The organism is Nostoc sp., assembly GCF_036917935.1.
GTDB lineage: Bacteria > Cyanobacteriota > Cyanobacteriia > Cyanobacteriales > Nostocaceae > Nostoc.
On sequence record NZ_JBALEL010000009.1, the window covers coordinates 38,685 to 53,557 of the forward strand.

The 14,873-nt window shown below is 43.6% G+C and carries 8 protein-coding genes; 5 read left to right on the top strand and 3 right to left on the bottom strand.

Features of this window, described 5'->3' with window-relative positions:
- Positions 1 to 35: 35 nt before the first annotated feature.
- Entirely contained in the window at positions 36 to 779 is a 744-nt protein-coding gene (locus tag V7K62_RS05185; protein ID WP_094331110.1) for a response regulator transcription factor, read from the top strand.
- A gap of 846 nt (positions 780 to 1,625) precedes the next feature.
- On the opposite strand, the gene V7K62_RS05190 is transcribed toward V7K62_RS05185, so the two are convergent.
- Complete coding sequence (locus V7K62_RS05190) at positions 1,626 to 7,259, bottom strand: DUF4347 domain-containing protein (protein ID WP_334862368.1); 5,634 nt, start codon at positions 7,257 to 7,259, stop codon at positions 1,626 to 1,628.
- A 751-nt stretch (positions 7,260 to 8,010) separates the two neighbouring features.
- Between V7K62_RS05190 and V7K62_RS05195 the strand changes: the two genes are divergently transcribed.
- Positions 8,011 to 8,766 (top strand): SDR family oxidoreductase, encoded by a 756-nt coding sequence (locus V7K62_RS05195; protein ID WP_334862370.1) that lies wholly within the window; start codon positions 8,011 to 8,013, stop codon positions 8,764 to 8,766.
- A gap of 71 nt (positions 8,767 to 8,837) precedes the next feature.
- Here the strand turns inward: V7K62_RS05195 and V7K62_RS05200 are convergent, their stop codons facing one another.
- Positions 8,838 to 9,629, bottom strand: a complete 792-nt coding sequence (locus tag V7K62_RS05200; protein ID WP_334862372.1) for an SAM hydrolase/SAM-dependent halogenase family protein — start codon at positions 9,627 to 9,629, stop codon at positions 8,838 to 8,840.
- Between the two features lie 155 nt (positions 9,630 to 9,784).
- On the opposite strand from V7K62_RS05200, the gene V7K62_RS05205 reads away from it, so the two are divergent.
- The 3 genes from V7K62_RS05205 (at position 9,785) to V7K62_RS05215 (ending at position 13,565) form a co-directional block, all read left to right on the top strand.
- The gene (locus V7K62_RS05205) at positions 9,785 to 10,684 is read left to right on the top strand and encodes a hypothetical protein (protein WP_334862413.1); all 900 of its coding nucleotides are present in this window, start codon (positions 9,785 to 9,787) and stop codon (positions 10,682 to 10,684) included.
- Positions 10,685 to 10,698: 14 nt separating this feature from the next.
- The gene (locus tag V7K62_RS05210) at positions 10,699 to 12,621 is read left to right on the top strand and encodes an Hsp70 family protein (protein WP_334862374.1); all 1,923 of its coding nucleotides are present in this window, start codon (positions 10,699 to 10,701) and stop codon (positions 12,619 to 12,621) included.
- 95 nt (positions 12,622 to 12,716) lie between these two features.
- On the top strand, positions 12,717 to 13,565 hold the full coding sequence (locus tag V7K62_RS05215; RefSeq protein WP_334862376.1) for a zinc-dependent peptidase: 849 nt from the start codon (positions 12,717 to 12,719) through the stop codon (positions 13,563 to 13,565).
- 422 nt (positions 13,566 to 13,987) lie between these two features.
- Here V7K62_RS05215 and V7K62_RS05220 read toward each other — a convergent pair whose 3' ends face one another.
- Complete coding sequence (locus V7K62_RS05220; protein WP_334862378.1) at positions 13,988 to 14,632, bottom strand: class I SAM-dependent methyltransferase; 645 nt, start codon at positions 14,630 to 14,632, stop codon at positions 13,988 to 13,990.
- Positions 14,633 to 14,873 lie beyond the last annotated feature (241 nt).

Consider the following 14,873-nt stretch of genomic DNA (forward strand, 5'->3'; position numbering starts at 1 on the left):
ATTTATCCTTAATAAGTAGTAAAAATTTTTTAAGAATGCCGAGGATTCTTGTCATAGACGATGACCCAGCGATTTCAGAACTAGTTGCCGTCAACTTGGAAATGGCTGGCTACGATGTTAGTCAAGCTGAAGACGGCATCAAAGGTCAAGCGCTGGCTCTCCAGCTACAACCAGACTTGATCATGCTAGATTTAATGTTGCCCAGGGTAGATGGGTTTACTGTTTGCCAACGCCTGCGCCGCGACGATCGCACCTCTGAGATTCCCGTGTTAATGTTGACGGCTTTGAGCCAAACTCAGGACAAGGTGGAAGGCTTCAATGCTGGCGCAGATGACTACCTCACCAAGCCTTTTGAAGTTGAAGAACTGCTGGCGCGGGTACGGGCACTTTTGCGGCGTACTGACCGCATTCCCCAAGCCGCAAAGCATAGTGAGATTCTCAACTATGGCTCACTCACCCTCGTTCCCGAAAGATTTGAGGCAATATGGTTCAATGACACGGTGAAATTGACTCACTTGGAATTTGAGCTACTTCACTGCTTATTGCAACGCCACGGTCAAACAGTTTCTCCCAGCGAAATCCTCAGAGAAGTTTGGGGCTACGATCCTGATGATGACATAGAAACGATTCGAGTCCATATTCGCCACTTAAGAACTAAGCTAGAACCAGATCCCCGCCATCCTCGCTATATAAAAACAGTGTATGGTGCTGGATACTGTCTTGAATTACCGGGTATACCTCCATCAAATGAAGGGGCTTCGGTAACAGTCGTTGAATGAAATCACGCTAAATACCCTTAACGAAACCATCACTTAGGCAAGAACTCTCAGAAACGAATGGCACTAAGTTAAGATATAGCCCTTGCCCTAACTGGTTCCCAGCCTAGAGGCTGGGAACCCATCCTGGGAGGCTCCGCCTCCTCTTTCTTGACGAGAGGCAGAGCCTCTCGGAATACATTCCCAGTCTTAAGACTGGGAACGAGGCGACACAAACGAAACCATCACTTAGGCAAGAACTCTCAGAAACTCTTATTCCTTACCGTTTAGTTAAGGTTATTGGTGAGATTTTTCGCGCTTGTAGAGACGTTGCATTGCAACGTCTCTACAAGCGCATCCGTAATATTTTAAGATAAAACGTATTTTGTCAATGACAGGATTTACGCATTGACAGAGACAAACAACTGTGGATGACCTCTCGTTACAAGGCAGAGCCTTGTAATGCTCTTGTGGGAGGGCTGCTGCCTCCTGGTTTGACGGGAGGCAGCAGCCCTATGATCGCATTCCCCGGCTCTGCCTGGGAATGAGGCAGGGTAAGACTTTTAGCTTAACAAGCTAAAAGTCTATATTATGGTCAATATGTAAAGTGCGTAAGTCCTAGTACATTCTCTTGATGAAAACAACTTTGTAAAGCTGCTTGTTTTACCCAAAGTTGGTCGCCTAATATCCAAACCCCAATTGTCATTGTTAGTACCATTAACACCCATACCTACAGATAAACATAGATAGTGCTTATCTGTAAGGCGTGGGGGAATGGGTTTGATTTAGTAGTTTACCTCTAGAATTTCTGGAGGCGATCGCCAAAACTCCATCCCAAAATAATCATGTCGGAACACGAGGACGCAGATTTTAGAGAACTGGTATAAAGTCACTCTCTGTAATCAAGCTGGGATTGATGCCGCTCAAAATAGCTAACGTCTCATTTGTGGAAGTAATCCGAATAGAAGTCTTATTACTAGTTGCAGAGATAGTTAAAGCCCCATAACTTAAACCACCGAATAAACCAAGTTTGTCGATGCCATCCTTAAAATCAAGGATGCTATCATTGCCGTTGCCGGAGGCGAGAACAAAAATATCCGCACCTGTTTGTCCATAGAGTAAATCATTGCCAGCACCGCCAATTAGGATGTCATCACCTGCACCACCATAAAGGTAGTCATTGCCAGCATTACCAATCAGGCGATCGCTGTCATTTTGACCGTACAGGTAATCATTATTACTGCCGCCTACGAGACTATCATTACCATTACCGCCATAAAGATAGACACTACCAATCGTGAATGATGAAGCATCTAAAGTATTGTTACTAATACCACCTGTCAGCGTTACCCGTTCAATATTGATCAGGCTATCATTACCTAAACCGCTTAGTTGAGTGTTAGTTAAAGTAAAGTTGACATCAGCTGATTCATTTACGTAATCAATTCCATCACCACCGTCGAGAATATCATCGCCTTTACCGCCATAAAGGTAGTCATTGCCAGTACCACCAATCAGGCGATCGTTACCATCCTGACCGTAAAGGTAGTCATTTCCTGCATAGCCGTAGATAGTATCATCAGTTGCACCGCCATTTAGCCTATTGCTTGAAGACGTACCATAGATGGTCTTTTCGCTGACATCATTAAGATTGACAGCGATCGCTTGTTTGGCACTTATATCAGTGCCATCACTGACAGTAACTTGTAATTTAAAGTTAGGGTTGCTCTCAAAATCAAGATCGTCGCGATCGCTAACAGTAATTTGTCCTGAAGTGGGGTTGATGCTAAAAGCGGTTTTCCCATCTCCATCGAGGTCAAGGTTGCCATCAATAATTGTCCAGTTGGAAAATGAGCTAGTTCCCTCGATATCGGTAGCAACTACAGTACTAACCACCGTGTTATTACTGCTATTTTCATTAACGCTAAAGCTTTGATTTGGGTTAATGATCGGGGCATCGTTGACAGCAGTCAGGTTAATCGTCTGGGAAACTGTGGCACTAGTACCGCCATCACCATCAGTCAACACAAAGCTGACGGTACGGGCAATAGTGGAAGGATTCTCAGAAACATTGGCGTAACTAATACTGCGTAGCACAGCTTGAACAGCAGCAGGTGTAGCTTTAGAGTTAAAGTTGATTACCAAGTCTTGAGCGCCAATACCGCCAGTGAAAGTACCGATCAAGTTACCATCAGACAAAATGCTTGTATCGTTGACTGCAATTTTATTTGTTGTATTGCTTTGGATGATCAGGCGATCGTCAGCACTTCCACCATTACTGAAGTTAACAGTCAATTTACCTGAATCTAAGTCTTGGGAATCAAGGTCTAGGACGGTTGCACTAGGGTCAATGAAGATAGCAGTGGCATTTTCAGTGTAGGTGGGATTAGTTCCTGACAAACTGATTATAGGAGAATCGTTGATAGCGATAACGTTAATCGTCTTGGAAACTGTGGCACTAGTACCCCCATCACCATCAGTCAATACAAAGCTGACAAGACGGGGAGTAGTGGAGGGATTCTCAGAGACATTGGCGTAACTAATACTGCGTATCAAGGCTTGGACGGCAGTAGGCGTAGCATTATAGTTGAGGTTGATTACTAAATCTTGGATGCCGATACCAGCAGTGTAATTACCAATCAAGTTAGTATTGTAAAAAACATTTGTGCCAAAGTATTCAATTTTATTTGTCGGGCTGTTTTGAATGGCAAAACGGTCATCAGCACTTGGGCCATTACTGAAGCGAACAGTCAATTTACCTGAATCGAAGTTTGGGGAATCAAAGTCTGCAACACTTGCATTAGGATCGATGAAGATGCCAGGTGCATTTTCAAAGTAAGTGGGGTTTGTGCTGGGCAAAGTGACTGTAGGCGCTAGATTCCCAACATATAAACTCACTGTTGCAATATTAGAATCTGCGTAGGCGTAGCCCGTCGTAGACATCGCATCATTAGCTTTATAGCTGAAGGTATCAATGCCTTGAAAGCCAGCTTGAGGAGTGTAAGTAAAAGAGCCATCAGAATTGAGAATAAGGCTACCGTTGTTTGGCCCAGACACTAAAGTTGCTTTCAGTGCGGTATTTTCGGTATCTGTGTCATTGGTTAATACACCACCCACTAAATTGTTAGGAGTGGCGCGGTATTGAATACGACCTTTAAAGCTTTCGCTAGCAGGATCGCCATCGCCGTATTCTTGGAAGGTGGCATCAAAATTGAGAATTTCGCTGCCAGAACCATAGACGATTTGGTTAACTGTAAACTGCCCTGTCAATGAGTTATAGCCGCGTCCATCACCACCAACATCTAAACCAGGCTGATTAGAGGTTTGGAATGGGAAACGTGCTGCACCTGTGTATGTGGTGCCTGCTGTAAGTGGAGCGTTAAATGGAGCTGCAAATGAAAGATCCCACCATGTGCCACCAGATCCAGACTCAGAGTAGCTGATGCGGATGGCGTTGTTGCTACTGGAATTGGAGGGGTAGGCACGAACAGCGTTGAACTTACCTGTGCCGGGAGTATAGCTATAATAATCACTCTGACCAATGTAGTTACCGCGATCGCTATCTAAAGTCAGCGCGGTAATTGCCGCAGCAGTCTGGAAGGAAGTATTTGCTGAGACAAAATAAGTATCGTTTGTCACTACTGGCAACTGATTAGTGCCAATAGCTTTACTCGTCACCTTGATATCATCAACCCCAATCCACTCATCTTCCCCATTCGCATCAGTAGTAATAAAGCGAACTTGGACTTGCGCCTGATTGGTAACTTCGGGTGGTAATAAGATACTTATCCGTGCTTCTCGTGTGTCATAAGAAGCTGAGGTTGAGGCATTATTAGAAGCATCAGGTACAAAAGCAGCTGGCAGGTTGATGAAATTCCCTGTATTTCCAATGCGGTATTGTGCAGCAACAGATTGAATAGCATCGCGTGTTGAGGTATCTATGTCACGTAGCGTAAAGCTAAGTTGGAGATTTTGCCGCCCAGTAGCATCTAAATAAATAACTAAATTCGGCGCTGTCGCAGTTGATGAGCCTCTGAGGGCAATAGTTGGATTGCTCAATGCAAATTCTGTAATCCCGCTATTTGTGTAGGTACTTGGATTACTTTGATTAGCATTCACATCAACAGGAGTGGCAGAACCATCAGCTAGTACTGTTTGTGGGTTAGTACCCATACTACTAACTAAACCATCACCTCGAAAACCCCTAATATTGGGTAAATTACTCCAATCATCATCTATGGTGATTAAATTAGTATTTGACCAGTCTTGGCTAAAGTCGCTTGTTACCAGTTGATGATAAATAGGAGCAGTGGATTTTACTGTTATCGAGATAGTGTCCGTTACACTACTAAAGGCAGTAGTACCACCATTAATTGTGGTGTCACCAGTACCACCGTTCGTGCCGCTAGTTCTGTCCCAAGCACGAAAGGTGATAGCATTACCGACATCACCATTAAAATTAGCATTAGGCTGGAAGTAAATACGGGTATTAGCATCTGCTGCCAGCAAACGAGCGCTAGTGTCGGATACCGCAGACAGAGAATTCCAGGTTGTGCCATTGTTAGTGCTGTACCACAAAGTACCGTTGGTAGTGTTAGCAGCACTAATGGCGATACCTGTTAAACTACCACTGTCCGTATCAGTGACGTTGCCATTTAGACTGACCAAGGATGAGACTAGAGTACCGATTGTCCCGGAAGGTGCGCCTGCGTTGTCATTTACTGGGTTGAGAGCAACAATGGTGTCAGTTAAAGTAGGTGCTGTATTTGAGGGAGTGGCAGGTATTTCGTTGGAAACACCAAGGTAGCGTGCCACCGCAAAGTAGCCATTGTTATTCCCAACAACAACAATATTTCCATCCGATTGAGTTGCAACGACATTACCCCCTTCGTAGTTACTCTTAATCGGAGTAATAACCTGACCGCCCGTACCAAAGCTGCTATCCAGCGTTCCATTAGGATTATAGGCTAATAGAACTGTGTCCCGATTATTTCCGTTTTCAACATAACCAGCGACAACAATTTTGCCATTTGATTGAATTGTCAAACTACTGGCACGATCATTATTACTTATGCTTACAGGCGCAATGACTTTACCCCCATTACCAAAGCTAGTGTCTATACTGCCGTCAGTATTGTAACGGGCAATAGCAAAGTCTTCTTGGTTAGAGCCATTCCATACACTCCACGCATATCCAGCAACAACAATTTTGCCGTCCGACTGAATTGCAATGCTATTAACCCTGTCAAAGGATGCACCTATAGGAGTTAAAACCCTACCACTATTGCCAAAGCTAGTATCTAGACTGCCATTGCTGTTATAGCGTGCTAAGGCAAAATCATTATTAGTGCCATTCGACGCAGTTCCAGCAACAACAATTTTGCCATCTGAGAGAATTGTTGCAGCATAGCCATTTGTGCCGTTGACTTTGCCACCGTTACCAAAACTGCTATCTAAACTGCCATCACTGTTGTAGCGTACTAGAACATAATCTCGATTACCATTGCCGATGTATCCTGCTAGGATCATCTTGCCATCTGGCTGAACTAAGACTTTATGACCGAAGTCCTCACCAAAGTTGCTAATAACTTTACCACCATTGCCAAAACTGCTATCTAGACTACCGTCAGTGTTATAGCGTGCTAGGGCAAAATCTGGTTGGTTAGATTGGGTACTGTCCCAAGTATATCCAGCAACAACAATCTTACCGTTTGATTGGAGAGTGACACTATAACCATTATCACTGGCACTACCTACATGAGTAGTAACTGTACCACCGTTGCCAAAGCTGTTGTCTAGACTGCCGTCTGGGTTGTAGCGTGCTAGAGCAAAGTCAGGGGCACTTAAATTACCGTGCTCCATGTAAGTATAGCCGACTGCCAAAATTTTGCCATCTGACTGAATTGCAACACTATAGGCAGAACCGCCATTGCCAAAGTTGGTGGTAATTTTACCACCAACGCCAAAGGTAGTATCGAGGTTCCCAGGAGCAAGTATTCCCGTATAAGTAGAAAGAGTCTCTTGTCGGAATGCCAAAGCTATAGGATATGGCATTGGAAAATCTTTGCCGACTTCAACCTGTAAATTCCAATCTCCTCCCAAGGTTGCATTACCTGTTGGTGTAGTAGAAGCAGCAATATTTGCTCCAGTCAATTGGTGCAACTTCTGCAAAAATTCCTCTCCTGCGTCCCCAGCGGCGACATTACAGCCGTAGAGTATTAGAGATGAAGCGAACCAAGTTTGTAGCTCTTGGGTATAGCGTTCTAAACTGCTGAGACTGAGTTGGGTATTACCCAGGTAAAGACAACCGGGAGAACCATGAGAGACAATGTGGACACTTTCAACTTTATGGCGCTGTAAAAGTATTTGAGTAATTTGCTCTACCCCATCTTGGTTTGAGTCAAGGACTATTACCTCAATTCCTGATACAACGCTTTTCAGCAATATTTCATAGTTCTTAACGGAGGAGTCCAAGAAAAGTATGCCTGTATTCTGAATATTCATTTTCTCGGAATTCTCTACTAAAGTTTAGATATCTAATTGTTAGTGAAACTCTTGGATAAGAGATAAGAGATTGGATGATTTAAGGACAAGAGCATAATCTTTAAATCATTTATTGATAATTCAACTTGATTTTTCAGTCCAATTAATGAAGGAAATTTCAAACAGAAAAATCATTCTCTATTCGCAATTTTGCTGGTTGCAGATATTAATTACATCGATAGATTTTCTGAGATATTATTAAGAAGCTATAAAGCCTCAACAAATAATTAGTAATGATTAGTAATGATTAGTAATAATTACTACTTTAACAAGAGAGAATTCAGGAGTCAGAATTCAGCATGAATTCTGTACGTCTGGTGGATGAATCAATGGATATCTGACAATTTCCACATTCGACCCAAATAGGTGTCGTCCGACCTGACCAGTCCAGCAAAGCTATCAGGGTAACCCGTCGCAATTCATCACACGTCCGCAGCTTGGACTGCTATGCCAACGTTAACGGTTGTGACGAAGCAGTCCAGAGCGATCGCTATGAGATTTTTCTATTTTCATACCTTCTAGTATAAAACTCACTTGACAACATGAGTTAAAAGGTGATATTACTTTTATACCGATTGGTAAAAAAACACTCGCCACCAGTCCTGCCGCTTCCTACGTCACCGAGACAATGCCTGATGTCAAAGGCGGCTACAGTGCTTAAGTATAGATACCATCAAAACTCATACTCAACTCATTCAAGGGAGTCATTGCCATGTCACAGAAACTCATAGGAAAAATCGCACTTGTTACCGGTGGCAACAGCGGTATCGGACTAGCCACAGCAAAGCGGTTCGTCGCAGAGGGGGCGCACGTCTTTATTACAGGTCGTCGTCAAGACGGACTTGATGCTGCGGTCAAGGAGATCGGCGAAAATGTTACTGCTGTTCAGGGTGACGTGTCGAATCTCGCCGATCTCGATCGCCTTTACGCCACAATCAAAGAGGAGAAAGGACGCCTCAATATCCTCTTTGCTAACGCGGGTGGCGGCGAGTTTGTGCCGTTGGAACAGATCACCGAGGCGCACTTCGACAAGTATTTTGGCATCAACGTCAAAGGCACACTTTTCACCGTGCAGAAGGCGCTACCGCTAATGCCTGCCGGTGGGTCGATCGTTATCAACGGGTCGATGGTATCGATCAAGGGCATACCAGCTTTCAGCGTTTATGCTGCTACCAAGGCAGCCCTGCGCTCGTTCGCACGCACGTGGTCAGTCGATCTTAAAGACCGCCAACTCCGAGTCAATGTTGTCAGTCCTGGGACGGTGATCACACCTGGCTACAAAACTGAACTCGGCATGAGCGATGAGCAAATTGAGCAAATGAAGGCGGACACCGCTACCACCACGCCTTTGGGTCGCCCAGGCACACCCGACGAAATCGCCAAAGCAGTCTCCTTCCTTGCTTCGGACGACAGCAGTTATATTACTGGCATCGAATTGTTCGTCGATGGCGGCACAGCACAAATCTAATCGCTTTTAGTTAGGGTAACTCGATAAAGCCAGCCTACACTCAGCCCCAGACAGAAGCCAACTACCCGATTTTAGGCAATTCGAGTTACTTGCTGATTCACACGGGGACGACCAAAGCGCTCCCAAGCACTCCCTCCTCGCAGAAATAGCTCTAGGAAGCGCAATGGTTCTCCTGAATCGCCTCTTGACCAACCGGAACTACCAGGAGCAAAGGCTAAAGTTCCTTCAGACACCTTGAAACTGCCATCAGAATACACTGCATCGCTGACCACATCTCCAATTCGGATCACGATCTTGCTTTGAGGCTCCAAATTAAGTGTATGGGCGGCAATAGTTGTTTTGATATTGCCGTAGCCATCAATCCAGGCAATTCGATCTGGTGGAACATCTGGGATTTGCTCACTCTTAAGGCTATCTCCCAAAAGGCTAAAATCTTCATTCATAATGGCCGCCGCCGCCGGAGGAAACACATCTCGTGAGCGAAACTGCGAACCACCACGAGAAACGTTGACCACTCGCAACTCCTTTGTATAGTCTTTGATAAAGGAGAGGGTGTAGCCCGCATTCACACCCACGACTTTTACGCCATTGGATAAAAGCGCATAAGTTAGTCCTTCACCTTCATTGTCTCGACGGGCTTCAGGATCATCCTGACGAGGCGCACAGTTATGATAAATTAGGCGATCGCTAGGGCCTGGGTTGAGTCCTAGTTGGGCAATCCAGAATCCCGTTGCCAATGTACTGAATGCTGGAACCGAAAGCAAATGAATTTGGGCATGGGGAAAAGTCATCAGCAGACGTTGTGTGACTTCAGTAAATGCCGGATCTCCTGTACCGTAGTCTGCAATGACGCAGATAAACATTCTGCTCCTCCTTTTGATGGGTAGTAATTTGCAATCAACCTAATTCATAATTAGTAATTATGAATTATTCCGTCATGATGTAATTACAGATTGAAATGAACAAGCAAGTGTTTATTTCACTCCTAATTAATAACGTTAAAGTCTTAGTCAACGCAATGAAAACAATTACTTCACTTTTTAGCGAAGAACGCAACCAACTTCAGATAGATATTGATAACACAACCAATATTGAGCAGATAGTTAAACTGGTTCAAAACCGACTCGATCATCTCGAAAGAATTTATATTGAAAAGCTTAATCTGGCTCAAGTTCGTCTAGCTTCCTTTTTCCTGGATACGCTGCGGCAGTCTATCGCCACTCTTGCAGCGGCTAACTATCTTCAAGTTGCTCCAACAGAGCAAAGGCAAATTACTAACCCAGGTACAAAGTTTTTTAGCAGCAGATTAATCCTGAAACTACTACAGGGACTAGTTTATATAGGCATCTTAGGTTCGTTGTTTTCCTTAACTAAAACTACCCCAGGTGCGTGGATGGCTATCTTATTAACCTCTTTACTTATAGGACTAGAAATTGTACTTCAACTCGAATTAAACAATCAGCAAAATAATTCTATATCTGAAGGGCTATTGGAATTACCTCAACCGATTATCCGGATTGATAGCAAAGTATTTTTAGATCACCTTGGCGATGCTCTCAACACTATCGATCTCGCAGTGGCTAGAGTAGAAGAATCAAATAAACATGAAAACGATCTAGCAATAGAAGAACTGCCAGAACTATTGAATTTTTTGCAAAGGCTAATGGGCGCATCAAAACTTGATAAACCCCAAATGGCTTATGAATTGGCAAAACTTCTGCCACAGATTTTAATGTCTCAGGGAATTAACGCTCAAATTTACCGATCAAATAGCGATCGCGAGTATTTTGACTTTGAGCCAAGTATAGACCCCGATACCAAAGATCACGTAACTCTAACTCCGGCTTTGTTAAAAGGCGATCGCTTAATTCGGCGCGGTAGGGTAATTGAGCCAGCGTATTCTTCTTCTAGAGAATAATAGACAATAAGGGTATGGAAATTTTAGAAACAATCGGTTTTGATTTGGGACACGGTGAAACGGCTGTAGCTAAAGCGATCGTGGAAAGCATCGAACCTCCCCAGATGTTGGAGATTAATAACAAGAAGAACCAAATTACAGCACTTGGCTGGCATCCCAAACTCGGTTATCTTGTCGGCGAACAAGCATTAATTCAAGCTGGCGTTACCCAACTGACAATTTCTTTCAAGCAAAAACCCAACAACGATCCCAAATATCGGGAAACAATTAGCACTTTTGTGGCAACCTACTACCGCCTTTTGAAAGAAAGCGGACAACTTGAAGGTGGCGAAGGTAGCTATTTTTACATTGGTTGCCCTTCAGGATGGTCAGTTAGCGATCGCTCCGAATACCAAAAGCTGCTTCAAGAAGCTGGCATTCCCCGACTAAATGTTGTACCCGAATCGCGGGCTGCTTTCATGCAAGCCAAGGAAGCCGGGAAGTTGGAGTATGACAAACTTCTGGCATCGGTGCTAATTGTCGATATTGGTTCTTCAACCACAGATTTTACTCTGGTTAAGAGCTTAGAAGAGATCCCGATAGATTTCGGGAGTAATATTTTAGGTGCATCCCTAATTGACAAGGCTATTTTTGCCCGAACTCTCGCCAACCACGAACAAAAAGCATTACTCGAAAAAGTATTTGAAGAATATCCGCATCACCAAGCTCGTTGTGAACTTGCTTGCCGCAAAGCTAAAGAAGATTACTTTTCTAATGAACAACTATACAGCGATCCTGAATCCTTTGCGCGTGGCTTCGAGTCGATCAACGAACAGATTTATTTTATTCCCCAAGTGAATAAATTGATGATGGAGGAAATCTTAAACCAACCTTTACCGCAATTAGAGCTTAATAGTTGGATTAAATCATTTCGTGACTCTTTAAAGGAGGCGAAAGAAAAGCTGGAAAAACTTGGAATCGTACCGAAACTTGTGCTGATGACTGGCGGAGCATCTCGCATGAAGTTTACGCACGTTTTTTGTCAGGAAATGTTTCCCGAACCAGAAACGCTGCTTCGCCCCGATCCGGAACCGGAACGCTGCATTGCGATGGGTTTAGCACGAGTAGGACGATGGGATTTGCGTGCTACTGCTTTTAAAGAAGAAGTCAACAAACTCTTTACTTCAAATAAGCTTAAAGGTTTGATTGAAAGGCATATTCCAGAGTTAATCGAATCACTAACTAAGCCTTTGACAGATGGCTTGATTATCAACGCAGTTAAACCAGGTTTAAAAGATTGGCAAAAAAACAAAATACGGACTTTAGCAGATTTGGAAACAGCTTTGATCGGTCGGGCAGAACAGTGGCTCAAAAGCGAACGCGCTGTAGAGATAATTAATCATCAATGCGCTTCTTGGTTTAACAATAAAATACAACCTGATTTAGCCGCACAAACCGATCCAATTTGTCGAAAGTTTCAGATACCTAGAAGCAGCTTAAGATTCGAGGATAGTATTGACCCCAATTTTGTTAACCCAGAGTTACAAATTGGAGATGCTATCCTGGCTGAGACAGTAGCGTTTATCGTCAATGTAGTAATTGGTGGAGGCGCTGTAGCTAGCATCATCACTCTAATACTAACAGGACATTTAACCTGGCCTATTGCACTAGTCTATGGGGCTTCGCTTATGGCGGCAGGAATGGAGCTAAATCGTAAGAGTGTTCAAGAAGTAATCAAGACAAATGTGGATGTACCTAGTTGGATTCGTTCTAGTTTTTTGAGCGACAAAAAAATTGAGGATATGTGTGAGCAAATAAAGCCTGAGTTAAAGATAGTTCTTCAAGAACAACTGACAGCGAACCAAGAGGCTTTTGACAAACTGATTGTCAAAGTTGAGCAAGGACTTCAAAAAAGCCTTTCCACCAAGGTTCAATCTTGCATAATTCTGATCCAATAGCGGTGATGGGTGGCAGTAAATCACAACAATAACAATTATTTTATCTAAATTTTCTGCTTACCACTGAATTAAATATGTAAACTGCTCAAAAGTCAATGATTAAAACAATAGTTTTCTTTCTGATCATTGGGCTGATGATCACTAGGATTTTAGTTAATCCCGTTTTAGTAAAAAGGCGAAGAAACCGTCTCAAACATCGTTCTTTCCCTCCGCTTTGGAATGCCATTATTGAGAATAATCTTCCCATTTATCCCTGTCTTTCTCCCGATGAAATCAGACGGCTTCAGGGACATATTCAAGTGTTCTTAGCAGAAAAGCAATTTATTGGCTGTAGAGGATTACAGGTGACGGAGGAAATAAAACTTACCCTGGCATCTGCCGCCTGTTTACTCCTACTCAATGAACGTGGGCAGTACTTTCCTAGACTTCGTTCAATTCTGGTGTATCCCAATGCTTATTTTGTTCAGGAAAAGACTTCCGTCGGCAATTATGTTGTTGAAGAAAGGCGTGTGGCAAGACTGGGTGAATCGTGGACAACTGACCAAGTAGTAGTGTCTTGGGAACAGGTGAAACAAGACACTGATAACTGGAGGGATGGACGTAATGTTGTGCTTCATGAATTCGCCCATCAGTTAGATCAAGAAGATGGTAAAGCTGAAGGAGTTCCTATATTACAACACAACTCAGACTATCCTATTTGGGCGAAGGTGATGACAGAAGCATATCAGCAACTTTGCAATGATGTTCTACAAGGCGTAAAGACGGTAATGGATAGCTATGGCGCAACGAATCCCGCAGAATTTTTCGCCGTAGCGACTGAGACATTCTTTGAGAAACCGCACCAATTGCTGTCCAAGCATCCGGCACTTTATGAGCAACTGCAACGTTACTATCAATTAGATCCTGTGCAATGGGCGTCACACAATTTGAGATTTGAGATTTGAGATTTGAGATTTGAGATTGAAAAGAGCAATCAAGTCACTGGCTCTGTCATGAATGGCACTAAGTTAAGATACAGCCCTTGCCCTAACTGGTTCCCAGCCTAGAGGCTGGGAACCAGTTAGGGAGGCTCCGCCTCCTGTTTCTTGACCAGAGGCAGAGCCTCTCGGAATACATTCCCAGTCTTAAGACTGGGAACGAGGCGACACAAGCCTTTGGGCTTTTCTTAGTGCTATTCGGCTCGTCATTTAATTTTAGATTTTGGACTTCGGCGTGAGCGCTACTTCTCTACGTTGGCGCAGCGTGTCGCAGACAGAGGCTGCGCCAACGACAAAGCTCAGTACAAGTCAGTCGAACGCTTTTGAATCTTCAATTCCATCTTCCAAAATTTAAAATCTAAAATTGGGTTAAGTACCTACCGATTGGCTTAACTGCGGTAAGCTATGACAGCATAAAACGGATCTCCTCCAGCTGCACCCAACCATTGTAAGAAATTCGGTAATGTTGATTTATTAGCTATAACCTCTGCGGTTGTAAATCCTGGAACTGAGGCGAAGTACTCTTTGACTAATTCCACTCTAGCTGCTTCTGAAGCCTCTCGCCAAGCTTGAATCGCCTTTTCAAAAAACATCCGGTTAGAAAAGCTGATAATTGCAACACCACCCGGTTTCAGGATGCGGTACATTTCGGAAAATACTGCTTCTGGATATTGCAGATATTGCACAGATACGCAATTGAGAACAGCATCAAAATCTTCATCTGGTAAAGGTAGCTGCGGATTTTCGTTAATATTTTGCACAAAGTAATGATTTAAGCGGGCATTACGTGCTAATTCCTGGGCGTTGAGTCCGTGTCCCTCCACATACTCAAACTCCATCTCTTCTGGTAGATGAGACACCCAACTGCTCATCATATCAAAAATGCGGGTGTTGGGTTTGAGGCGATCGCGATATAAATCCGTTAGCTGTTGAATAAATCCTTCATCTACATGGGTGACGAAGCGGGGAGAGCCATAAAACAGCTTATCATCTGTGTCGTCTAATTTCAGGCGTTGATTCGGTCTTAACTGCATAAATCTCTGTTTTGGAGTACTTGTTCCTAAAATTGCGGCAATTTCACGTATTTTTCAACAATCACTATCTAACATAGTTGGTTCTTCAGTACTAAGAGGATGAATGAACAAGTCCTCTTCTTGGTAGCAAATACTTTGAGATCCCCCTAAATCCCCCTAAATCCCCCTTAAAGAAGGGGGACTTTGAGAGAGGTTCCCCCCTTTTTTAAGGGGGGTTAGGGGGGATCTAGAAGTGCCTAAA